Origin of the sequence: Salmonella sp. 2020_1395 (assembly GCF_043848115.1) — a bacterium.
Classification (GTDB): domain Bacteria; phylum Pseudomonadota; class Gammaproteobacteria; order Enterobacterales; family Enterobacteriaceae; genus Salmonella; species Salmonella enterica.
In genome coordinates, this window is sequence record NZ_JBCMFH010000003.1 from 75603 (window position 1) to 98203 (window position 22601).

A 22601-nucleotide genomic window follows, 5' to 3' on the forward strand; every position below is an offset into this window, starting at 1 on the left:
AGGGCTATTGATGAAAAAAGATTAGTGCGCGCCTTTCGCCTGCGTCACGATCTCATCCACATTTTCCGGCATCGGCTCATACGGCGTTTCATTCGCCGTCGGTTTATCAATCTTCAGAGCGGCCAGCGCCGTCTTAATAGAGAAGACCGCCAGCACCACGACCACCACCATAAAGAAGATGGTTAGCCCGGCATCCAGACGGTTATTGAATACCAACTGCGCGAGCTGCGATTCGGTGTATTGCGGCGGAATATTGCCGCTGTCGATCATCGCCTGGAACTTATTGGCAATGGCCAGGAAGCCGATTTTCGCATCCGGACTAAACGCTTTCTGCCAGCCCGCCGTCAGCGTACAAATCAGCAGCCAGGCCGTTGGCACCAGCGCGACCCACGCATAACGCTGACGCTTCATTTTGAACAGTACCACGGCGCAAAGCATCAGCGCCATCCCCGCCAGCATCTGGTTAGCGATGCCAAACAGCGGCCACAGGGTGTTAATACCGCCCAACGGATCGACCACGCCCTGATGGAGGAAATACCCCCACGCCAGCACGCACAATGCCGTAGCAAGCAGGTTCGCTGGCAGCGAATCGGTACGTTTCAGCCCTGGCGACACTACGCCCAACAAATCCTGCAACATAAAGCGCGCCGCACGGGTACCCGCATCCACCGCCGTCAGAATAAACAGCGCTTCAAACAGAATGGCGAAGTGATACCAGAACGCCACATCCATCATGCCGCCCAACGCGCCATGTAAAATGTAGGCCATCCCTACCGCCAGCGTTGGCGCTCCGCCTGCGCGGGAGATAATGGATTGTTCGCCGACTTCATTGGCAATCTGGTGTAACGTATCCGGCGTGATAGCGAAACCCCAACTACTGACCACCTGCGCGGCAGAAGCCACGACATCCGCTGTCCCCGCTGGCGCCAGTACCGCCATCGGGCTATTCATCGCAAAGTAAACGCCCGGATCGATAATACAGGCCGAGACCAGCGCCATAATGGCGACGAAAGATTCCATTAACATCCCGCCGTAGCCGATAAAGCAGGCCTGGCCTTCGTTGGCCAACATCTTCGGCGTCGTGCCGGAGGAGATGAGCGCATGGAAACCGGAGACCGCGCCGCAGGCGATGGTAATAAACAGGAACGGGAACAGGTCGCCCGTCCAGACCGGCCCGGTACCATCAACAAATTTGGTCAGCGCTGGCATAGTCAGCGTCGGACGCATGATCAGAATCCCGACCGCCAGACCGACAATCGTACCAATTTTCAGGAAGGTAGAGAGGTAATCACGCGGCGCGAGCAGCAGCCAGACCGGCAGTACCGCCGCGACAAAACCATAACCCACCAGCATCCAGGTAAGCTGCACGCCAGTAAAATCAAAGTACGGCGCCCAGGTTGGGCTTGCCGCCACCCATCCGCCGGAAATAATAGCGAAAATAAGAAATACCAGCCCAATGACCGACACCTCGCCGATGCGCCCCGGACGCAGATAACGCAGGTAGATGCCCATAAAAATCGCCAGTGGAATAGTGAACGCGACAGTGTACGTTCCCCACGGGCTATGGGTCAGCGCTTTCACCACGATCATCGCCAGGACGGCCAGAATGATCACCATGATCATAAAGCAGGCCACCAGCGCGATCACCCCTGCCGTCGCGCCCATCTCCTCTTTAACCAGCTCGCCAAGCGAACGCCCATCACGCCGGGTCGAGACGAACAGCACCATAAAGTCCTGCACCGCTCCCGCCAGCACAACGCCCGCCAGCAGCCAGATCATCCCCGGCAGATAGCCCATCTGCGCCGCCAGTACCGGCCCGACCAGCGGACCTGCGCCAGCAATGGCCGCAAAATGGTGACCGAACAGCACTTTTTTATCGGTCGGGACATAATCCAGACCATCATTATGACGTACCGCGGGCGTCATACGCGTTGGGTCAACCGCCAGCACTTTTTTGGCGATATAGAGCCCATAAAAACGATACGCAATAAGATAGACACAGACCGACGCCACCACGATCCATAGCGCGTTGATCTGTTCCCCACGATTTAACGCAATATAGCCCAGGGCAAACGCACCCAATACTGAGAGCGCTGTCCAGACGAGGTATTTCCCTGATTTATTCATAGTTGTTGTCCGTTTGGGTGTTCCAGAGAGATGTTACATTTTGTTTCTATAACACCTTTACCGTAATTAACAACACAACAACATGATAAAACCGGATCGTTACCCATTTTTTACATTACAGTGTTAACCAGATCACTTCCTTTCTTCGTTAATGCTGCAATTGCATTTTACTTTGCCAGAACTATCCCATTACCGCCGTTCCCAGGCGACAGGTGCAGCAGCGCCTCCCCTGCTCGTCAAAGAGCGTAATTTCCCAGCTTTGATTCTGCCGCCCCAGATGCAGCGGCAGGCAAACGCCGCGTACTTTCCCCTGCGAGATGGCGCGGTGGTGAGTGGCGTTTAACTCGGTCCCGACCACGCACTGCCCGTCGCGGGTCATCAGATAACCCGCCATTGATCCTAACGTCTCCGCCAGCGCTGCCGATGCGCCGCCGTGTAGCAGACCAAACGGTTGATGAGTGCGGGCATCGACAGGCATTTCCGCCTCCAGCACGTCATCGCCCAGACGGGTGTAAACAATGCCCAGATGCGCCACCAGCGTGTTCTGACTGGTAGCGTTCAATTCATCCAGCGTTAAGTGCCGTTTCCAGATCATCGTCAGGCTCCCAATGTTGAACCGCCGTCCACCACGATATCCTGCAAGGTAATGTGGCTGGCCAGATCGGAGGCAAGAAACAAAATGGTATTGGCTATCTCCTGCGGACGGGCGATTTTACCGAGCGGTATGCCGAGCTTAAACTGTTCGCCGAAACCGCGAATGCGCTGCTGTTCGGCATCTTCACTCACCCATAACGTGCGCTGCATATCGGTGTCGGTCGAGCCCGGCGACACCACATTACAGCGTACCCCGCAGCCCGCCAGCTCCAGCCCTACGGTTAGCGCCAGGCTTTTCAGCGCCGCTTTAGAGGCGCCGTAAGCGCTCATACCGATACGCGGCGTATGCGCCGCATCTGAGGCTACGGTGACAATCGCCCCTCCCTGCTGACGGCGAAACTGCGCCATCGTCTGCGAAAACAGGTTAAATGCCCCGCCCACATTGACCGCAAACGTCTGCTGCCAGTCGTCGACACTAAGCGCATCGGTCGCTCCCATACGCAAAATACCGGCGGCGTTGACCAGCACATCCAGCCGCGGCGTTTTTTGCAACACACGCTGGCACACCTGCGCGACCTGTGCGGCATCCGCCACATCCATGACTTTGGTAGCAAAGGGATAATTCTCTTGCGTAAATTCGCGATCGAAGCCGATCACCCGCGCCCCGGCGTCAACAAACGCCAGCGCCGTCGCGTAACCGATCCCTTTCCCCGCCCCGGTCACCCATACCGTTTTGTCTGAAAAATCAATACAGGGCATTACTCTACCCCGCGAGAAAGCAGCGCCCACCAGGCGTCAATGGTCGGGTTTTTCGCCAGCATCACGAAGTCGATATCGCCGTGTACTTTACGCCAGCGCGCCGCCAGCCCCATCATGAGTACTGAATCCAGGCCATAATCAATCAGGTTTTCATCGTCCAGCGGCTCGTCGGTCTCATCCAGCAACGGCAGAATCAACGCCCGCAGCGCCGCTTTACTGGCAGGAACCGGCGTCGGCAGCAGCGACTCGGTCATGACGACGCGACCGGAACGCCCCGCCACATAGTTCAGCGCCATCAGATGCTCTTCCCGGCTGAAATCCGCCAGCGCATCCGCCACCATAAACGGCTTAATGTCGCGCATAAACGCATCGGTAGCGGTGGTCATACAGCCAATATGCGCATACACGCCGGTAATGATGAGCTGATTACGTCCGGTATCTTTTAACATCTGTTCCAGCGGCGAGCGGTGAAACGCGCTATAGCGCCACTTCACCAGCACCGTATCCGCCTCATCCGGCGTTAAGGCTTCTACCACCTTCTGCTGTTCCGGAGAGCGCGTCAGTCCCGGCCCCCACATATCATTGAGTAACGCGCGATCTTCATCGCTTTGCTCTTTCGGCTGAGCGGTGTAATAGACCGGGATATGATGTTCCTTACAGTACTGGCGCAGAGCGGCGATATTGGCAATTACCTGGTCCATCATTGGGCAGTTGCGGCCCCAAAAGCTGACAAAGTAATCCTGCATATCGTGGATGAGCAGCGCAGCGCGCTCCGGCTCAAATGCCCAGTTCACTTTGTTGGTCGGGATATCCAGTGCGGTGGGCAGCGCGTAAGACTGTAGTTTCGGAATGGCCATCTCTCTTTCTCCTTCAGAGCGGTGAACGTGACGCCAACCGCTGGCGTAATTGTTTTTTATCGACTTTACCAACCGGCGTCAGTGGCAGTGACGCAACGCACTCCACGCGATCCGGTAATTTAAATTCCGCCACGCCCTGCTCTCGCAGGAAACGGCGTACCTGTACCGCTCGCAGCGGCTCTTTTACCACCAGATATGCGCAACTTTTTTCCCCCAGCAGTTCATCTTCCATGCTGACCAGCGCCGCATGGATCACCGCCGGGTGGCGCAGTAACAGGTTTTCTATCTCTTCGGCGGCTATCTTCTCGCCGCCCCGATTGATCTGATCTTTTTCACGCCCGTGAACGGTGATGTAGCCGTCTTGATCAATGGAGATCAGATCGCCGGAACAGTAAAAACCGTTGGCGTCAAAGGCGCTGGCATTGTGTTGCGGACTGTTGAAATAGCCGCGAAAAGTATAGGGGCCGCGCGTCATCAGACGACCAATCTCGCCCGGCGGCAGTGGATTCCCGTCGGCATCCGCCACCCACACTTCGTCGTCCGGACACATGGGTCTTCCCTGGGTATTGATAATCCGTTCCGGACTATCGTCCAGCCGGGTATAATTCACTAACCCTTCCGCCATGCCGAAGACCTGCTGCAACTGACAGCCAATTTCAGCCGGAATACGGGCGGCCAGCGTCGCAGAAAGCCGCGCGCCGCCGACCTGCAATAACCTTAATGACGCCAGCGGCGCATTGCCGCCCCACTCCTGGATAGCCTGTAGCCATAGACTGACCGCGGGCGGCACCAGCGCCGTGGCATTAATCTGGTGTTTTTCGATCAGCGGGAAACAGAGCGTGGCGCTGGGATCGGTCGCCAGCACTACCGTTCCTTTGGCAAGAAAGACGCCCAGCGCGCCCGGCGAACTCATGGCGTAGTTATGCGCGGCGGGAATCGCGCACAGAAAACGCGTCTCCTCGTTGAAACCGCAAATCTCATTGCTGCGGCGCACGCTGTAGTAATAGTCGTTATGGGTACGGGGAATAAGCTTTGGCGTGCCGGTAGTACCGCCGGAAAGCTGAAAGTAGGCCACTTCGTCAGCAGGTGATGGCGTGGCGGTGAAATCTTCCGCCGCCTGCCGCATCGCCGCGTCCAGGCTGTGATCGCCGTCGTCGTTACGCAATAACACCACCCGCACAGAGCGGTGTTCAGCCACAAACGTGTTGAGAAAGTCCTCGCCGGCGAACAGCGTATGTTGGCGATCGGCAATCACCAGCGTCGGCGCGATCTGCATCGCATAGGCGTTAAGTTCGGTACGTTGATGGCTAAACAGCGCCAGAACAGGCGCTACGCCAAGCTTCAACAGGGCGAAAAAGGTGATATACAGTTCCGGTACATTCCCCAGTTGCACCAGAGCGGTTTCGCCAGGTTTGATGCCCTGACGGCGTAAATAGCAGGCCAGATTATCTGCGGCCTGGTTGAGCTGGCGATAGCTGAATGCGCGCTCGCCTTCAATGACCGCTGTCTTGTCGCTGTCAGCGTGGCGGGTCAGAATATCGGTCAAAGGTACGTCTTGCCAGTAGCCTTTTTCACGATAACGGCGGGCAAATTCATCCGGCCAACGGGTGAAAGGTATACGCATCATCGTTCCTTAATGCAGTCCAAAAACGTTCAACATCGTAGAGAGTTTGACGCCAGTTTCCCGCCACTCGCCGACTGGCGAAGAGGCAGGGACAATCCCGGCGCCGGCGAACAGGCGCACCTGATTACCGTGCAATTTCGCGCAACGAATCGTTACTACCCACTCGCCGTTTCCTTCGGCGTCGCACCAGCCGACAATGCCGCCAAACAGTTCACGATCGAACGGTTCCAGTTCAGCAATCAGCTTTTTCGCGACCTGATGGGGGAAACCGCTTAACGCAGGGGTTGGATGCAGCAGACAGGCCAGCGTCAGCGCGTTTTCTCCGGCGTTGGCCTTGCCCTCAAACGGCGTACCGAGATGCCATAGCGTCGGCGTGGTGATCAACTGCGGAGAGGAAGGTAATTGCAGTTCCGTGCTGCGATCGCGCAGGATCTGCTTCATCGCCTGCGTCACCAGCTCATGTTCATGCCGATCTTTTTGTGAAGCCAGCAGTCGGTTTCCCGCCTCGCGATCCAGAACGTCATCCGGCTGTCGGCGTGCCGAGCCTGCTAACGGCAGCGAACTAAACCGCTCGCCCTCTTTGCGTAGCAGCAATTCGGGGCTGGCGCCCAGCAGAACGCCGCCATCCGCCAGCGGCACATGGAAGTTGTAACTAACTGGATTCTGCGCAACCAGCCGCTCCAGCAATGCTCCGCTATCCACCGCCACATCAGTGGTGATATCTATTAGCCGGGAAAGCACCACTTTATCGACGTCTGGCGTGGCGGTCAGCATAGCCGCGCGTGCGACCATCGCTTCAAAAGCATCCTGCTCCGGAATCGCCTTTCGCGCCGTCACCGTCAGCGGCTGATGGTCAGTAAAATAACGCGCCGTGCGCTGCTTTTGCTGGCGAGAAAAGGACTGCCACGCCATCGGGATAAATAGCGACGACGGCTGACGGGTATCAAAGGGGATCGCCCCCACCAGGATAGGGTTGGCGATGCCCTGCGATTTGGCCTCGGCAAACTGCTGGCGCAATTTCTGCTGGAAAGGGCTATCCGGCGAATCGCCGGCAACCGCAGGCTCGGTATAACGGGCGAAGCACCCGGAAGTGGTAAAACTGCGATACGGCGACATGAAGAAAAAGCGATCGGGAGCAAGCGTTGCCATTGTCTCCTGAGCGTCCTCGGCCAGTGACATATCCATATCATCCTCCAATGATAAAGGCTTATATACACTTCATCTTTCAAGCTGCCTCTTTGTTGGCTGCGATCAGAAACCCCGGTCACACAGTTATCTATGCTCGCGGGGATTTCTTCCCTTGCCGTTGCGATGCTTCTTGAATGATTTTGTGTATAATAATGATTATTATTTCTATTTTTAGTGCGCTAACCTAAGAGTAAAACGTCGCTCTGTCAACTCTGGTCATGAGTTAAATGGCACTAAGGCTTGCATCTCGCTGCCGCTGACATGAAAATGAGAAGCATTAACTTTATTAATAACAGGACGCTATTGTGAGACTCCCCGCCTTTTATCGTTGGCTGCTTTTAGTGGTTGGTTTATCAATTTCAGGAATATCCTTAGCCCAGGACGCCGGTTGGCCCCGGCAAATTCAGGACAGCCGCGGCGTTCATACTCTGGACCACAAACCCGCGCGTATCGTCTCTACCAGCGTGACGTTGACAGGCTCGCTGCTGGCGATTGATGCGCCCGTCGTCGCCAGCGGAGCCACTACGCCGAATAACCGCTTTGCCGACGATCAAGGGTTTATGCGCCAGTGGAGCGACGTAGCAAAGGCTCGCCATGTCGCCCGGCTGTACATCGGCGAACCGAATGCCGAAACGGTCGCCGCGCAAATGCCGGATCTCATTTTGATTAGCGCCACCGGCGGCGACTCCGCGCTGGCGCTTTACGATCAGCTCTCCGCTATCGCGCCGACGCTCGTCATCAATTATGACGATAAAAGCTGGCAGAGTTTGCTCACGCAGCTTGGCGAGATCACCGGTCAGGAGAAACAGGCCGCCGCGCGAATAGCGGAATTTGAGGCGCAACTGACGACGGTTAAACAGCGAATCGCCCTGCCGCCGCAGCCGGTTAGCGCGCTGGTGTATACCCCTGCCGCGCATAGCGCCAATCTGTGGACGCCAGAATCAGCACAAGGCAAGCTATTGACGCAGTTAGGCTTTACGCTGGCGACATTGCCCCGAGGGCTGCAAACCAGCAAAAGCCAGGGTAAGCGCCACGATATCATTCAGCTTGGCGGTGAAAATCTGGCCGCCGGGTTAAACGGCGAATCTCTTTTCCTGTTTGCCGGCGACAACAAAGATGTCGCGGCCCTTTACGCCAATCCGCTGCTGGCGCACCTGCCAGCGGTGCAAAATAAGCGCGTCTATGCCCTGGGTACGGAGACGTTCCGTCTGGATTATTACAGCGCAATATTGTTGCTTAACCGGCTTGCCGCCCTGTTTTAGCCTTATCGGAGTCTTATCCGACTGACCAGACCGATTTGGTCAGTCGGATAAACGCCCCTTCATCAGCCAGCATCGCTAACCGGCGGCGTCTGGCGAAAACGGCGTAGCTCGCCCAGCACTAACAGCAGCAACAAACCGATAATCACCAGCCCGAATCCACTCACGCTCGCGGAAGCGACCGGCGTCATCATTGCGCCAAGACCGCCTAACAGCGCCGCGCCGATAGCGTCTCCCGTGACGTTTTGCGCGGTCCACAGGCCGTTCATTCGCCCCAGCATATTTTCCGGCGTCTGGGTTTGCAGCAGAGTGTATTGTAATAACGAACTGATGGCGCTAAGCCAGCCAAATAGCGCCAGACAGATAACACCTGCGATCCAGACCGGCATGATGGCGAACAGCCCCACCGCCAGAAAAGAACCGACTGTCGAAACCAGCATAATGAGCCCCGGACGAACGCTATGCGCCAGTTGTCCGCTGGTCAGCGCGCCAATGGCCGCCCCCAGCGGAATTGCCGCATACAGCAAACCGATTTGCGCCGCCGACATCTGCCAGCTCATCGCCAGCGCCGGATAGAGGACGCGTACCGCGCTTGCCATCGTCACCAGACCGCCAAGCAGCGCAATACCGCCGATAAGCGGACTGGCGAGCAAAAAACGAAATGCCGCCAGTAACGCGATAAATGGATTTTCCCGCGGCTGCGGAGGGACAGGCAGTCGCGGCAGCGTCAGTAACGGCAATAGCGTAATAAACGTCCCGGCGGCCGCCAGCCCATAGTTCCAGGCTACGCCGCCGCTGGCAAGCAATATGCCCCCCAACATCGGGGAAATAACCGATCCCAGACGTACCGTCAGCATGGTAATCGCGCCGGCCTGCATCAGATTTTCTCTTCCGACCAGCGCTGGCGTCGCCGCCAGTAACGCGGTCACGCCCAGAGACGCGAAAAAGCCGTCCCACAGGCCAAGGAGATATATCGCCAGCAATGACGGTTCCGGCAGCAGCGAATTCACGCACAGGCCAATAAAGCCAATACCGCAAGTACCGCGCGCCAGCAGAATCACCTTTTTGCGTTCGTAGCGATCGGCCAGTACGCCACCCACCATTAAGCCAATAAACATGGCGCCGCCGGTTAACGTTACCGACAGCCCTACCTGCCAGGTGGAGTGCGTCATCATTTGGATCTGTACCGGAACCGCCACGCCAAGCAGCCCCAGCGAGACAATAGAGATAAAACGGGCCAGAAATACTGCGCGAAATGCAGGGTGCGTCTTCAACAGGCTGAGATTGAGCAGCCAGGATTGTCGATTCATTACAACGCCTTAATGCGAGTTTTTTTAAATATCCATTCAATGGCTGCACATGCTAACATAACCAAATAAGATAGATAACGATAATTACTATCATTATCAGGGAAGTTACTATGTCATGCTCGTTTTCCGTGACGCGCGCGTTTGCCGTGCCCGGATTGTTGTTATTACTGAGTCTCGCCGCGGTTTTAAGCCTGGTCATTGGCGCGAAACCGCTGCCCGCCGCCGCCGTGCTGGAGGCGTTCACCGGCGTTTGCCAAAGCGCCGATTGCACCATCGTCCTGGATGCGCGTCTGCCGCGTACGCTGGCCGGATTACTGGCGGGCGGCGCGTTGGGTCTCGCCGGGGCGCTCATGCAAACACTCACTCGCAACCCGCTCGCCGACCCGGGGATTCTGGGCGTTAACAACGGCGCCAGCTTCGCCATTGTACTGGGCGCGGCGCTGTTTGGTTTCTCCACGCCGCTGGAACAGCTTTTCATGGCATTTAGCGGCGCGCTTATCGCATCGCTGATTGTCGCCTTTACCGGTAGTCAGGGCGGCGGCCAGTTAAGCCCGGTCCGCCTGACACTGGCGGGCGTGGCGCTTGGCGCGGTACTGGAAGGACTGACCAGCGGCATCGCGCTGTTAAATCCAGAGGTCTATGACCAGCTTCGCTTCTGGCAGGCGGGATCGCTGGATATTCGCAGCCTGCAAACGTTGAAAGTCGCGCTCGCACCCGTGGTTATCGCTGGGATCGTGGCGCTATTTCTGAGCCGTGCGCTGAACAGCCTGAGCCTCGGCAGCGATACCGCGACGGCGCTGGGGAGTAAAGTGGCGCGCACCCAACTTATCGGTTTACTGGCGATTACCGTCTTGTGCGGCAGCGCAACGGCGCTGGTCGGCCCTATCGCCTTTATTGGTCTGATGATGCCGCATATGGCGCGTTGGCTGGTGGGCGCAGACCACCGCTGGTCGCTGCCAGTGACGCTACTGGCAACCCCTGCTCTGCTGCTTTTTGCCGATATTATTGGTCGTCTGTTGGTGCCGGGCGAACTCCGCGTATCGGTTGTCAGTGCGTTTATCGGCGCGCCGGTACTTATCTTTCTGGTACGCCGTAAATCGAACGGAGGCGGCCTGTGATGTTTCTTTCTCGTCGGCTTATCGTAAGTTGCCTGCTTCTGGCGGCTGGCTGCTTCGCCATTGGCTTATGGAGCCTGCAAAGCGGCGCCGTGCCTCTTGAGACCGGGCAGATTATTGCCGCGCTGCTGGGCGACGCGCCGCGTAACATCACCCTTGTCGTAACCGAATGGCGACTACCGCGCGTATTAATGGCGTTGCTGATTGGCGCTGCGCTTGGCGTCAGTGGCGCGATTTTTCAGTCGCTGATGCGTAACCCGCTAGGCAGCCCTGATGTGATGGGCTTTAATACCGGCGCCTGGAGCGGCGTACTGGTCGCAATGGTCCTGTTTGGCCAGCATCTTACCGCGATCGCGCTGGCGGCAATGGCGGGCGGTATCGTCACGTCATTGATTGTCTGGCTGCTCGCCTGGCGTAACGGGATTGAAACTTTCCGGCTGATTATCATCGGTATCGGCATCCGCGCGATGTTAGTCGCCTTTAATACCTGGCTTCTGTTGCAGGCGTCGCTGGAAACGGCGCTCACCGCCGGCTTATGGAACGCCGGGTCGCTCAACGGTCTGACATGGGCAAAAACCTGGCCTTCGGCGCCGCTGATTATTGTGATGCTGACAGGCGCCGCGCTACTGGTGCGTCGTATGCGGCTGCTGGAGATGGGCGATGACAGCGCCTGCGCGCTGGGTGTTAGCGTGGAGCGGTCACGCCTGATGCTGATGCTGGTGGCGGTGTCGCTCACCGCTGCGGCAACGGCACTGGCTGGCCCCATCTCGTTTATTGCCCTTGTCGCGCCGCACATCGCCCGCCGTCTTAGCGGCACAGCGCGCTGGGGATTAACCCAGTCGGCGCTGTGCGGCGCGTTGTTACTACTGGCCGCCGATGCGTGCGCGCAGCAACTGTTTATGCCTTATCAGCTTCCAGTGGGCGTGGTCACCGTCAGCCTCGGCGGTATTTACCTTATCGTCTTGTTAATTCAGGAGTCCCGCAAAAAATGACCGAATCCGTAGCCCGTTTGCGCGGCGACCAGTTAACGCTGGGTTATGGCAGCTATACCGTCGCAAAAAACCTTAATGTTTCGATTCCGGACGGCCATTTTACCGCCATCATCGGCCCTAACGGCTGCGGCAAGTCAACGTTGCTACGCACGCTAAGCCGTCTGATGACGCCTGTTGACGGCCATGTCTGGCTGGATGGCGAACAAATACAGCGTTACGCCAGTAAAGAGGTGGCGCGGCGCATCGGATTGCTGGCGCAAAACGCCACTACGCCGGGCGATATCACCGTACAAGAGCTGGTCGCCAGAGGGCGTTATCCGCATCAGCCGTTATTTACCCGCTGGCGCAAGGAAGATGCCGACGCCGTCGCCAGTGCCATGCGTGCAACAGGTATCACCTCACTGGCGACGCAAAGCGTAGATACTCTGTCCGGCGGCCAACGTCAGCGGGCGTGGATAGCCATGGTGCTGGCACAGGAAACGTCCATCATGCTGCTGGATGAGCCGACAACGTGGCTGGATATTAGCCATCAAATTGATTTGCTGGAGTTGTTAAGCGATCTCAACCGCGAAAAAGGTTATACGCTCGCCGCCGTCCTGCACGACCTGAATCAGGCCTGCCGATACGCCACGCATTTGATTGCATTACGCGAAGGTAATATTGTCGCACAGGGCGCGCCGAAAGAGATTGTTACCGCAGAGCTTATCGAAAAAATCTATGGGCTGCGCTGTATGATTATCGACGATCCGGTTGCCGGTACGCCGCTGGTGGTACCGCTGGGACGGCGATAGTCGTTCACACAGATGACAAAGCCGGATATCGCTATCCGGCTTTTCGGGTAAATCAGACTAACCGTTCATCTATCGCCAGCGCGTTTTCCATTTTACGCGAGACCATCGCGTGACGCAGTAATACGCCGCCGCAGGCCATCATACCGCCAATCAACGCCGCCAGGATAATAATGACCGCTTTACCCGGGCCATCTTTTTTCACTGGCAGAGACGGCGACAGTTGATATTTAAACGGGGTAAACTTCACGTCACTCACATTCATTGCCGCCAGTTGTTCAACATGGTATTGACGGTTACGCAAATCACCGTCGATCTCGGCCACGTCCGTTACCCCTTTTTCAATTTCCAGTTTGCGGGAAATACCATCCGCGCCGAGAGAAATAGAAAAATCCGGATCATCTTTTACCGCCTGACCATTGCTGTAAACCGGTCTCTTAATACCGGCGGCGTTGGCGATTTCCAGCGAATAATGAAGACGTTGAATATTGGCATCAAGCTGATTTTTGAGACGCACCCGATCCATCGCCAGCTTTTCCTGCTCATAGCGGGTTTTGATTTCCAGCTGGTTACGAATATTTTCCAGCGTCTCTTTCACGACGATATCAGAGATGTACTGAATATAGCCAGCCAGCACTTTTTGCGCTTCTTCCCGCGTCGGCGCGGTAAAACTCAGCGTCCACGACGTAAATAACGACGTTTCATTTTTCTTGCCGACATTACTGTCCACCGCTTTCATTTTTTCGCTCAGCACGACAATCGCCCGGTGAAGATCCTGCTCTTCTATTTGCGCGCCTTTTAATTGATCCATGACATACGGAGAAGAACGAAGATATTCTTCCAGCAGCGAGGGCGAGCTAAACTTTTTAATAAACAGATTAAATACGCTGGCCCGATCAACGCTTACCTCCATATCCAACACGCGCAGCGCGGTCAACGTTCTCTCCAGCCCCTGCCACTGTACCGACTCCGCCGGTGTGACAATCGCCTGGCTGGTCCATTTTTGCGGCAGCAGAAAGGACAGAAGCAACCCCACGCACGCAAAGGCGAAAACGGTAGCAAGAATACGACGTTTCGCCTGCCATAACACCTCTATAAGGCTAAACAAATCGATTTCATGACTGTTGGCGGGCGGCAGTGAGTAACCTGCAAATGACTGATTTTTTTCTTGTTTTACATTAAGAGATGGCATGCAGTATGACCTGAAAACTTTATCCAATGAAAGAACACATTCCTGTCAGAGATTCTAACAGCAAGTCAGAATTATCCGAAACAATCTTTACGCGTCAGTGCCCGAAAAGCTAAATATTCGGAATTAAACTTGCCTGTAGCATGTATCACTTATGTTAAAAGAATTAATAGTTGCAATAAAAAAACCCATAATAATTAGTAATTATTATGGGTTTCAGGATTTAATTTGTTAAAGGCAGAAACAACGCCCGTTATTTATTAATAAGTTCGCTGATGATGGGCCCGATAGTTTCAAAAGCGGAGGGAGAAATAATATCTACATGCGCGCACGGCTGGCGATAAATAGCCAAAGACGCTATCCACGGCGACCAGCTCTGTTCAGGCGATACGCCTTCCGGCACCGTTTTATCCGCCACAAAGAGCGTAGCATGTCCATCAAACGGTACGCTATGCGCCGTCGTCAGCAAACGGACGGCATCCGCATAATTGCCTTCAATGGCGGTAAATAAGGCTTCGGAGGCATTTCCCTGCTGCGCGGCGACAAACGCAGCGCGTTCACGTTCAATTTCCGCCAATACGTCCGGATTGAGGCCATTCGCCTCTTTTTCCCGCCAGTTTTGTGTTTCCGGCGGCCAGGTGTCCAGTAACCCCAAAAACGCCACCGTTTCGCCGCGCGCGCGCAACCGGGCGGCGATCCCTTGCGCCAGCGTCCCGCCCAGCGAATAGCCTAATAAATAATAAGGGCCATGCGGCTGCCGGGCGAGCAATGTCGCCAGATGATGTTCACATACCTCATCAAGAGTGGTTGCGGTTTGCATAGGGCCAGCGGGGCGCGGCGACTGAATCCCCATAATCGACCACGACGGGCTGAGATAGCGTGATAATACGCTAAATTGCCAGGCGAACCCCGACGCCGGATGGAAACAAAATAACGTTGGACCATCGCTTTCACGCAGCGGCAACAGCGGCCCGAACCCCAGATTGCGCGAGCGTTCGTCATCGTCAGTATCGAGCAGCTTACTTAACTGCGCCACGTCAGACGCCACCATCACCTGCCCCGGCGTCACCTGGCGGTTAAACGTCTGACTTAGCTGCGCGGCCAGTTTCATCGCCAGCAGCGAATGTCCGCCCAGCGCAAAGAAATCACTTTCAACGTCGTTAATCTCACAGCCCAGCAGGCGGGAAAACGCCGCGGCGACAGCAATCTCCGTTGCGGACTGCGGCGCACGCCCTTTCACGCGCGGCGTCAGGTCCGGCAGCGGCAGGGCTTTACGATCCAGCTTGCCATTAGCGCTAAGCGGCAAACCGGCAAGTTGCAACAACACAACCGGCACCATATGCGCGGGAAGTTTTTGGCGTAATTTTTCCTGCAGCGCCGGTAAATCCAGCGGCAAACCGGAGTGCGACACCAGATAGCCGACCAGTTGCCGGGCATCCCCGCCCGTCGCCGCCGCCTGATTAAAGACGCAGGCATGTGCTACCGCCTGTTCAACATCCGGCAGCGTTTGCATGACGCGGTCAATCTCGCCCAGTTCAATACGTTGACCCCGAATTTTGAGCTGATCGTCGCTGCGCCCCAGGTACTCCACCGCGCCGGAATCCAGCCAGCGCGCCACATCTCCGGTACGGTACATCCGTTCGCCTGGCGCAAAAGGATCGGCGATAAAACGGCTGGCGGTAAGATCCGGACGCCCCAGATAGCCCTGCGCCAGTTGGATACCGGTAAGATAGAGATCGCCAGCCACGCCCGGCGGCACCGGCTGCATATGCGCATCGAGAATACGTAAACCGGTATTCCAGACGGGATAACCAATCGGGATGCTGTTGCCGTCAACAGCCGCCAGCTCATCGCCACAGGCCGGATACCAGCTCACATCCACCGCGGCCTCCGTTGGCCCGTATAGATTGTGTAGCGGCGCATTGGTTAACGTCTCCCATTCGCGGCACAGCGCCGTCGGCAGGGCCTCGCCGCTACAGAAAACGCGCTTTAAGGAAGCGCAGCTTTTCCCAGCCGACGCTGGCGTGAGCGAGGCAATAAAGGCCGCCAGCATCGACGGCACAAAATGAGTGGTCGTGACGCCGTATTGCGCAAAGAACCGTTGCATCGCGAGCGGGTCGCGGTGCGCTTCCGGTTCAGCCATCACCAGTTTCGCCCCGGCGATAAACGGCCAGAAAAACTCCCATACTGAGACGTCAAAACTGCACGGCGTTTTTTGCGCTACTACATCATCCGCCGTCAACGGATAGTGATCCTGCATCCACAGCAGTCGGTTGACTATCGCCGTTTGTCCCACCATCACCCCTTTCGGCCTGCCCGTCGAGCCAGAGGTGAAAATGATGTAAGCGGTATGATGCGGTAACGACAGCCCCAGCGGAGTGGCGTTACTGACCGGTAGCGGTTGGCTATAACACAAATATTCCATCCCCGGAATATCGTGAAAGCGCGCCAGCTGCGCCTGAGTCGTAATTAAAAGTTTCGGCTGCGCATCTTCCAGCATCATTCGCAGCCGATCGTCAGGATAACCGGTATCCAGCGGCAGCCAGGCGGCGCCCGCCTCGACAATGCCATGCAGCGCTAAGGTCAGGAAAACCGACCGCGGCAACGCCACCGCTACGCTATCGCCAGGCTGAACGCCGCGTTCCCGCAGCGCGTACGCCAGCGCCACAACCTGTTCACGCATTTCACGGTAGGTAAAATGATAGTGCGCATCTGCCAACGCGGAAGCCTCTGGCGTTTTTTGCGCCTGCTGCGCCACCAAATCGCTAAGCGTGGCGGCGGGAATCGTTACCGCCGTATTATTAAGGTGTGTTAATTGCGTTTGTTCTTCCGCCAGCAGCATTTGCGCATCGCCGCAGCACAGCGCCGGGTTATCCGCAAACTGCGTGATAAGCGCCATCAATCGTAAGGCATGGCGGGAGAGCGTGGCATCATCGTAACGCTGTGCATTCGCCAGCAATTCAATATCCAGACCGCCGTTTTCATCCGGAAAAAGCGCCAGTTCAAGATCGTTAACCGGCCCCGTCGCCAGGGTATGAGTTTGCGCCTGTATGCCAGGAAGATCCAGATAATAATCAAACATTTTTATGTTAAGCACCGGGCCAAATAGCGGCGTCTCCCCTGCGGCTCGCCCGCTATCGCGTACAATCTGTTCGGCGTCGTAACGCTGGTGGCGGCGCATCTTCTTTAACTGCGCCGCAAGACGCTTCGCCAGCGTTGGCAGATCTTCCGTCGCATAAAGGTTAACCGCCAGCGGCAACACGTTAAGGACAGGCCCGGTCGCCGTTAACGCCGCTGAGCCCATCCGCCGCATAAAGATAAATCCGGCGGCATAATCCATTCGCCCGCATAATCGTCCCAGCCACAACGTCACCAGCGCCAGGGCAAGATCCGCTCGCGGTATCTCAGGCATGTGCGCCGCCAGTTGGCGAAACGCCCCCGCCGGCGCGCTCAATTTCATACGCAGAACATCCGCGCTCGCCGACCGCCCCGGCAACGGCGCGGCAGAAATTGACGCCGGCGGCGGCAGCTCGCGGCGCTGCTGCGCCCAGAAGGCGCCGTCACGCTGCCAGGCCTTGCTCTGGTGATAGCGCTGATATTCCTCGACCACATCCGCAAAGGGGGTAAAAGGCGACTCCGGCGTAGGGGCGTCGCTCTGCCAGGCGCGATAAATCGCCGCAATCTGGCGGGTTATCGCCGGGAAGCTAAAGCCATCCACCAGCAAATGGTGATAGCGCTGATACCAATACCAGCGGGTATCATCAATGCGGATTAACTGGTGAAACGCCAGCGGCTTACCGCTATCTGCGCGCAGGTTTTGCCGTAAATCCGCCTGCATTAACGCCAGCGCCGCGTGATGCGGATCGGGATGGTCGCGTAAATCGGCAATCGGGGGCTCGCTGAAGGTGTGCTCAGGATCTATCCATTGCCAGACCTCGCCGTTCTCTTCGGTAAAACGCATCCGTAGCGTATCCGCCTGTTGCATCCCTACCGCTACCGCTTTTGCCAGCAAGGGGGCATCCAGCTCGCCATTCAGTTCCACGTAGTGCGCCACGCTCCAGGCGGAGGGTAAATCAGAGAGTTTTTCTGCCATCCAGATCCCCGGCTGGGCGGCGACTAACGGTAAACGCTGCGTCATTTCGCCTCCTGCTTATCGGCATAATGCGCCGGATTCAGTGTTGTCCAGCGCGTATTAAGCCACTGCTGGCACGCGTCCTGCGATTGCGGTTCGCATACCACGTCCCAGCCTGCGGGAAGCGCGCACGCCGCTGGCCAAAGGCTGAATTGACGCTGCGCATTTTGCAGGATGTAAAACTGTCCCTGCGGATTATCGAAGGGATTACTGAATTCCATACTCAACTCCTGTCATGGACATGTGCCCGGTTAAAGCGTGTCGATAAGCGGCTGCCAAAGCAGCATCAGCCCTTGCGTTAGCCCGCCGCGCCAGCAAAGCGCATCGTGTCCGCCGTCAACCTGACGCCAGAAAATGGACTGCTGCGAGGTGTTCAGTTGGGCATAAAGCGCCTGATTTGCCTGAAACACGATCGGCTCACGCACGCCGGCTTCCAGTACGATACGCAGTCCGCGCGCGCACAATGCGCCGGTTTTCAGCCGGGTAATGACTTCCCCCTCCGGCGGGGTGATGCGATGGGGCCACCAGAACGATCCTGACTGGCTCAGTACACAGCCAAAACGCGTCGGCCAGTTCAGGCCGGCATACAGCGCCGACAGGCCGCCAAAACTCTGTCCGGCGACCACCGTTCGCCCGGCATCATCGCTAAAAGGCGTCACGGCTCTGACTTGCGGCAACAGTTCCTGCTGCACCGCCAGCCAGAAGTCGGTATTGCAGGGCAACTCCTGGCTGCGGTGGCGAGTATCAATCGCGTCAATCAGCAGATAGACGGCACCGGGAAGCAGGCGTTGATGAGTCAGCGAGGCGAGCGCGGGCCAGACGGGCATATTTTCCGCCCAGAATTGACCGTCCAGCAGAATAGCCAACGGTCTTTCCTCCGGCGCCTCGTCTCCGGTCGTCAATATCCATACGCGGCGGGAGTTACCCAGACGTTCGCTATGCCACTGCATCATCAAAGGCGGCGAGTACGGCATTTCAGGACGATCCCATCCCGGCTGAAGGGGCGCATCCGGCATTTCCAGCGCTGAAACCGCATGACCACGTCCTCCCCGCCAGCTTTGCGAATTAAGCGGGTCGGCAATCGCCTGCGGTAATAGCTGTCGCCAGCCTTCACGCAGTGCGTTCCGATCGGGCGTTTCGCCCGGCGCAAAAGCGGCAAAAACGTCATCGCGTTCGGTAGGAATAAAACAGTAGCTGCCGCGCCAGTTAGCGCTAAGCGCCGTGCTCCAGCGCCAGACATCCGTTCCGGCAATACGCTCCATCGTCTGAGGCTGCGCGTTTTGATGATGATCGGTTACGCCAGTGATGTAGACCCAGACACGCCGTATCGGGGAGTGTGTTTCGTTTCCCTGCGGGTCGCGCCACCAAAAAGTGACCCGATAATTTCCGTCTTTTTCCCGTATCCATTCCGGCCCGGTTTTCGTCCTCCACCAGGCCTCACTTCCCGTTGCCAGCGCCTCTTTCATTATAACCCTGTGTTTATTATGAATTTTGTATATAAAAGGTGAAATATATTGATAATATTATTGATAACTATTTGCATTTGCAATAGCGTATTGTCGCGCTATGGGACGCGCGAACACAATTTCACCACCCGGCCAATGCCTTTGACGGGCGCTTTGGCTTATGTGGCTAAAGAAAAGCAGGATATACAATGAACAAGAAGATTCATTCCCTGACCTTACTGGTCAATTTAGGGATTTACGGGGCCGCTCTGCCCGTGATGGCGGAAGACAAAACCGATAGCGCTGCGCTCACCAATGAAGACACCATCGTGGTGACCGCTGCCCAGCAAAACCTACAGGCGCCAGGCGTATCCACCATCACCGCCGATGAGATCCGCAAAAATCCGCCCGCGCGCGACGTGTCAGAAATCATCCGCACCATGCCAGGCGTAAACCTGACCGGCAACTCCACCAGCGGTCAGCGCGGGAATAACCGCCAAATCGATATTCGCGGCATGGGGCCGGAAAACACCCTCATCCTGATAGACGGTAAACCCGTCACCAGCCGTAACTCGGTGCGCCTGGGCTGGCGCGGCGAACGCGATACCCGCGGCGATACCGCGTGGGTGCCGCCGGAGATGATCGAACGCATTGAAGTGCTGCGTGGCCCTGCCGCCGCACGCTACGGTAACGGCGCGGCGGGTGGCGTGGTCAATATCATTACCAAAAAAGGCGGTAGCGAGTGGCACGGTTCCTGGAATACCTATTTCAACGCGCCGGAACATAAAGACGAAGGCGCGACCAAACGCACTAACTTTAGCCTGAACGGCCCGCTGGGCGGGGATTTCAGCTTCCGTCTGTATGGCAACCTCGACAAAACGCAGGCGGATGCGCGTAATATTAACCAGGGGCATCAGTCTGAACGTACCGGGAGTTACGCCGACACGCTACCGGCAGGACGCGAGGGGGTCATTAACAAAGATATCAACGGCGTGGTTCGTTGGGATTTTGCTCCGCTTCAGTCTCTGGAACTGGAGGCCGGTTACAGTCGCCAGGGCAACCTCTATGCCGGCGATACTCAGAACACCAATACGAACCAGCTGGTGAAAGATAATTACGGAAAAGAGACGAACCGCCTCTATCGGCAGAACTACTCTCTGACCTGGAACGGCGGCTGGGATAATGGCGTAACCACCAGTAACTGGGTGCAATACGAACATACCCGTAACTCCCGGATGCCGGAAGGCCTGGCAGGCGGCACCGAAGGAATTTTCGATCCCAAAGCATCGCAAAAATATGCCGATGCCGATTTGAATGACGTCACCCTACACAGCGAAGTGAGCCTTCCTTTCGATCTGCTGGTAAATCAAAACCTGACGCTGGGTACCGAATGGGCCCAACAGCGTATGAAAGACGAGCTCTCCAACTCGCAAACCTTTATGGGGGGAAATATCCCGGGTTACAGCAGTACCAATCGTAGCCCCTATTCAAAAGCGGAAATTTTCTCTCTGTTTGCTGAAAACAACATGGAACTGACCGATAGCACCATGCTGACGCCGGGGCTACGTTTCGATCATCACAGTATTGTGGGGGATAACTGGAGCCCATCGCTGAACCTGTCGCAAGGTCTGGGGGATGACTTTACCCTGAAAATGGGAATCGCCCGCGCTTATAAAGCCCCGAGTCTGTACCAGACTAACCCAAACTATATTTTGTACAGTAAAGGTCAGGGTTGCTACGCGACTGGCGCGGGTACCGGCATCGGCTGCTATATGATGGGTAACGATGATCTGAAAGCCGAAACCAGCATCAATAAAGAGATCGGTCTGGAATTTAAACGCGATGGCTGGCTGGCCGGCATCACCTGGTTCCGCAATGATTACCGCAATAAGATTGAAGCGGGTACGGTGCCGTTGCAGCGTATCAACAACGGCAAAACGGATGTTTATCAGTGGGAGAACGTGCCGAAAGCGGTCGTTGAAGGTCTGGAAGGCACGTTAAACGTACCGGTTAGCGACACCGTCAACTGGACGAATAACGTTACGTATATGCTGCAGAGTAAAAACAAAGAGACCGGCGAACGCCTGTCGATTATTCCACAGTACACGCTTAACTCAACCCTGAGCTGGCAGGTACGTCAGGACGTTTCTCTGCAATCGACCTTCACCTGGTACGGCAAACAAGAGCCAAAGAAATATGATTATCAGGGTAACCCCGTTACCGGAACAGATAAGCAAGCGGTCAGCCCATACAGTATTGTTGGCCTGAGCGCGACCTGGGACGTGACCAAAAATGTCAGCCTGACCGGTGGCGTGGATAACCTCTTTGACAAACGTCTGTGGCGTGAAGGTAACGCGCAAACCGTCAGGGATACGCAAACTGGCGCTTATATGGCGGGCGCTGGCGCGTACACCTATAACGAACCGGGACGTACGTGGTATATGAGCATTAATACCCATTTCTGATGGCAACCTTCCCTCCCTCATTCGGGGAGGGAATTAGCAAAAAACGATGCTGACATCTCATTTTCCCCTTCCCTTTGCCGGACACAGGCTGCATATCGTCGACTTTGATGCGAGCAGCTTTCACGAACACGACCTGTTATGGCTGCCTCATCACGATCGGCTCCGGTCTGCCGGACACAAGCGTAAAGCTGAACATCTGGCAGGCCGCATCGCCGCCGTTCATGCGCTACGCGAGATGGGCGTCAGGACAGTGCCCGGTATTGGCGACAAGCGACAGCCGCTATGGCCGGACGGCCTATTTGGCAGCATCAGCCACTGTGCGTCAACGGCGCTGGCCGTCATATCCCGACAACGTATCGGCATTGATATAGAAAAAATCATGAGTCAGCACACGGCGACAGAGCTGGCGCCGTCCATTATCGATAGCGATGAGCGCCAAATTCTCCAGGCGAGCACGCTCCCTTTTCCGCTTGCCCTGACGCTGGCTTTCTCCGCCAAAGAGAGCGTTTATAAAGCCTTTTCAGACCGCGTCACGCTCCCGGGATTCAATAGCGCAAAAGTTACCTCGCTTACCGCCACGCACATCTCGTTACATCTGCTGCCAGCCTTTGCCGCCACGATGGCTGAACGTACCGTCCGTACAGAATGGTTTCAACGTGGCAATAGCGTTATTACTCTTGTTTCTGCAATAACGCGCTTTCCCCACGACAGGAGCGCTCCCGCTTCTATACTTAGCGCAATCCCCCGATAAATGAGA

At 56.4% G+C, this 22601-nt stretch carries 17 protein-coding genes; 6 read left to right on the forward strand and 11 right to left on the reverse strand.

Annotation, left to right across the window (positions count from 1 at the left end; all coding sequences use genetic code 11):
• Positions 1–21: 21 nt before the first annotated feature.
• From cstA to entC, 6 genes are all read right to left on the reverse strand, one after another.
• Positions 22–2127 carry a pyruvate/proton symporter CstA gene (gene cstA, locus ACH0WD_RS05235; protein ID WP_001043108.1) on the reverse strand — a complete coding sequence of 702 codons (2106 nt, stop codon included), beginning with the start codon at positions 2125–2127 and terminating at the stop codon, positions 22–24.
• Positions 2128–2308: 181 nt separating this feature from the next.
• Positions 2309–2722 carry a proofreading thioesterase EntH gene (gene entH / locus ACH0WD_RS05240; protein WP_000637965.1) on the reverse strand — a complete coding sequence of 138 codons (414 nt, stop codon included), beginning with the start codon at positions 2720–2722 and terminating at the stop codon, positions 2309–2311.
• A gap of 2 nt (positions 2723–2724) precedes the next feature.
• A complete protein-coding gene (gene entA / locus ACH0WD_RS05245) occupies positions 2725–3480 on the reverse strand; it encodes a 2,3-dihydro-2,3-dihydroxybenzoate dehydrogenase EntA (protein WP_001112174.1) in 756 nt (251 codons plus the stop codon).
• Complete coding sequence (locus ACH0WD_RS05250) at positions 3480–4337, reverse strand: isochorismatase (protein WP_001007164.1); 858 nt, start codon at positions 4335–4337, stop codon at positions 3480–3482. The genes entA and ACH0WD_RS05250 overlap by 1 nt, the downstream gene beginning before the upstream one ends.
• A gap of 13 nt (positions 4338–4350) precedes the next feature.
• Entirely contained in the window at positions 4351–5961 is a 1611-nt protein-coding gene (gene entE / locus ACH0WD_RS05255; protein WP_001222459.1) for a (2,3-dihydroxybenzoyl)adenylate synthase EntE, read from the reverse strand.
• Positions 5962–5970: 9 nt separating this feature from the next.
• The gene (gene entC, locus ACH0WD_RS05260) at positions 5971–7146 is read right to left on the reverse strand and encodes an isochorismate synthase EntC (RefSeq protein ID WP_000367596.1); all 1176 of its coding nucleotides are present in this window, start codon (positions 7144–7146) and stop codon (positions 5971–5973) included.
• Between the two features lie 308 nt (positions 7147–7454).
• On the opposite strand from entC, the gene fepB reads away from it, so the two are divergent.
• Positions 7455–8411, forward strand: coding sequence for a Fe2+-enterobactin ABC transporter substrate-binding protein (gene fepB / locus ACH0WD_RS05265; protein WP_001238991.1), 957 nt, complete (start codon positions 7455–7457; stop codon positions 8409–8411).
• Positions 8412–8473: 62 nt separating this feature from the next.
• Here the strand turns inward: fepB and entS are convergent, their stop codons facing one another.
• Entirely contained in the window at positions 8474–9718 is a 1245-nt protein-coding gene (entS, locus tag ACH0WD_RS05270; RefSeq protein WP_001081670.1) for an enterobactin transporter EntS, read from the reverse strand.
• A 110-nt stretch (positions 9719–9828) separates the two neighbouring features.
• Here entS and fepD point away from each other — a divergent pair, with 110 nt between their 5' ends.
• The 3 genes from fepD to fepC are packed head-to-tail and all read left to right on the forward strand — an operon-like array spanning position 9829 to position 12616.
• Entirely contained in the window at positions 9829–10836 is a 1008-nt protein-coding gene (gene fepD / locus ACH0WD_RS05275; RefSeq protein ID WP_001277869.1) for a Fe(3+)-siderophore ABC transporter permease, read from the forward strand.
• On the forward strand, positions 10836–11825 hold the full coding sequence (gene fepG, locus ACH0WD_RS05280) for an iron-enterobactin ABC transporter permease (protein ID WP_000480064.1): 990 nt from the start codon (positions 10836–10838) through the stop codon (positions 11823–11825). The genes fepD and fepG overlap by 1 nt, the downstream gene beginning before the upstream one ends.
• Entirely contained in the window at positions 11822–12616 is a 795-nt protein-coding gene (gene fepC / locus ACH0WD_RS05285) for an iron-enterobactin ABC transporter ATP-binding protein (protein ID WP_000140622.1), read from the forward strand. Before fepG ends, fepC begins: the two co-directional genes overlap by 4 nt.
• Positions 12617–12668: 52 nt before the next feature.
• Here the strand turns inward: fepC and wzz(fepE) are convergent, their stop codons facing one another.
• The 4 genes from wzz(fepE) to fes all read right to left on the reverse strand — a co-directional run bounded on the left by wzz(fepE) (position 12669) and on the right by fes (position 19400).
• Positions 12669–13805 (reverse strand): LPS O-antigen length regulator Wzz(fepE), encoded by a 1137-nt coding sequence (gene wzz(fepE) / locus ACH0WD_RS05290; RefSeq protein ID WP_001139580.1) that lies wholly within the window; start codon positions 13803–13805, stop codon positions 12669–12671.
• Between the two features lie 250 nt (positions 13806–14055).
• On the reverse strand, positions 14056–17940 hold the full coding sequence (entF, locus tag ACH0WD_RS05295; RefSeq protein WP_000194161.1) for an enterobactin non-ribosomal peptide synthetase EntF: 3885 nt from the start codon (positions 17938–17940) through the stop codon (positions 14056–14058).
• Positions 17937–18155 carry an MbtH family protein gene (locus ACH0WD_RS05300; RefSeq protein WP_000396006.1) on the reverse strand — a complete coding sequence of 73 codons (219 nt, stop codon included), beginning with the start codon at positions 18153–18155 and terminating at the stop codon, positions 17937–17939. The genes entF and ACH0WD_RS05300 overlap by 4 nt, the downstream gene beginning before the upstream one ends.
• Positions 18156–18185: 30 nt before the next feature.
• A complete protein-coding gene (fes, locus tag ACH0WD_RS05305; RefSeq protein ID WP_000656605.1) occupies positions 18186–19400 on the reverse strand; it encodes an enterochelin esterase in 1215 nt (404 codons plus the stop codon).
• A gap of 188 nt (positions 19401–19588) precedes the next feature.
• Between fes and ACH0WD_RS05310 the strand changes: the two genes are divergently transcribed.
• Entirely contained in the window at positions 19589–21844 is a 2256-nt protein-coding gene (locus tag ACH0WD_RS05310; RefSeq protein WP_001034949.1) for a TonB-dependent siderophore receptor, read from the forward strand.
• A 46-nt stretch (positions 21845–21890) separates the two neighbouring features.
• A complete protein-coding gene (gene entD / locus ACH0WD_RS05315) occupies positions 21891–22595 on the forward strand; it encodes an enterobactin synthase subunit EntD (protein ID WP_000958055.1) in 705 nt (234 codons plus the stop codon).
• Positions 22596–22601: the final 6 nt, after the last annotated feature.

What these genes read in the sequence shown, in the direction of transcription:
- entA (WP_001112174.1), bottom strand. Translation starts at nt 3,480, where the DNA reads ATGCCCTGTATTGATTTTTCAGACAAAACGGTATGGGTGACCGGGGCG.
- ACH0WD_RS05250 (WP_001007164.1), bottom strand. Translation starts at nt 4,337, where the DNA reads ATGGCCATTCCGAAACTACAGTCTTACGCGCTGCCCACCGCACTGGAT.
- entH (WP_000637965.1), bottom strand. Translation starts at nt 2,722, where the DNA reads ATGATCTGGAAACGGCACTTAACGCTGGATGAATTGAACGCTACCAGT.
- fepC (WP_000140622.1), top strand. Translation starts at nt 11,822, where the DNA reads ATGACCGAATCCGTAGCCCGTTTGCGCGGCGACCAGTTAACGCTGGGT.
- fepG (WP_000480064.1), top strand. Translation starts at nt 10,836, where the DNA reads ATGTTTCTTTCTCGTCGGCTTATCGTAAGTTGCCTGCTTCTGGCGGCT.
- entD (WP_000958055.1), top strand. Translation starts at nt 21,891, where the DNA reads ATGCTGACATCTCATTTTCCCCTTCCCTTTGCCGGACACAGGCTGCAT.
- cstA (WP_001043108.1), bottom strand. Translation starts at nt 2,127, where the DNA reads ATGAATAAATCAGGGAAATACCTCGTCTGGACAGCGCTCTCAGTATTG.
- entF (WP_000194161.1), bottom strand. Translation starts at nt 17,940, where the DNA reads ATGACGCAGCGTTTACCGTTAGTCGCCGCCCAGCCGGGGATCTGGATG.
- ACH0WD_RS05300 (WP_000396006.1), bottom strand. Translation starts at nt 18,155, where the DNA reads ATGGAATTCAGTAATCCCTTCGATAATCCGCAGGGACAGTTTTACATC.
- entC (WP_000367596.1), bottom strand. Translation starts at nt 7,146, where the DNA reads ATGGATATGTCACTGGCCGAGGACGCTCAGGAGACAATGGCAACGCTT.
- fes (WP_000656605.1), bottom strand. Translation starts at nt 19,400, where the DNA reads ATGAAAGAGGCGCTGGCAACGGGAAGTGAGGCCTGGTGGAGGACGAAA.
- entE (WP_001222459.1), bottom strand. Translation starts at nt 5,961, where the DNA reads ATGCGTATACCTTTCACCCGTTGGCCGGATGAATTTGCCCGCCGTTAT.
- entS (WP_001081670.1), bottom strand. Translation starts at nt 9,718, where the DNA reads ATGAATCGACAATCCTGGCTGCTCAATCTCAGCCTGTTGAAGACGCAC.
- ACH0WD_RS05310 (WP_001034949.1), top strand. Translation starts at nt 19,589, where the DNA reads ATGAACAAGAAGATTCATTCCCTGACCTTACTGGTCAATTTAGGGATT.
- fepD (WP_001277869.1), top strand. Translation starts at nt 9,829, where the DNA reads ATGTCATGCTCGTTTTCCGTGACGCGCGCGTTTGCCGTGCCCGGATTG.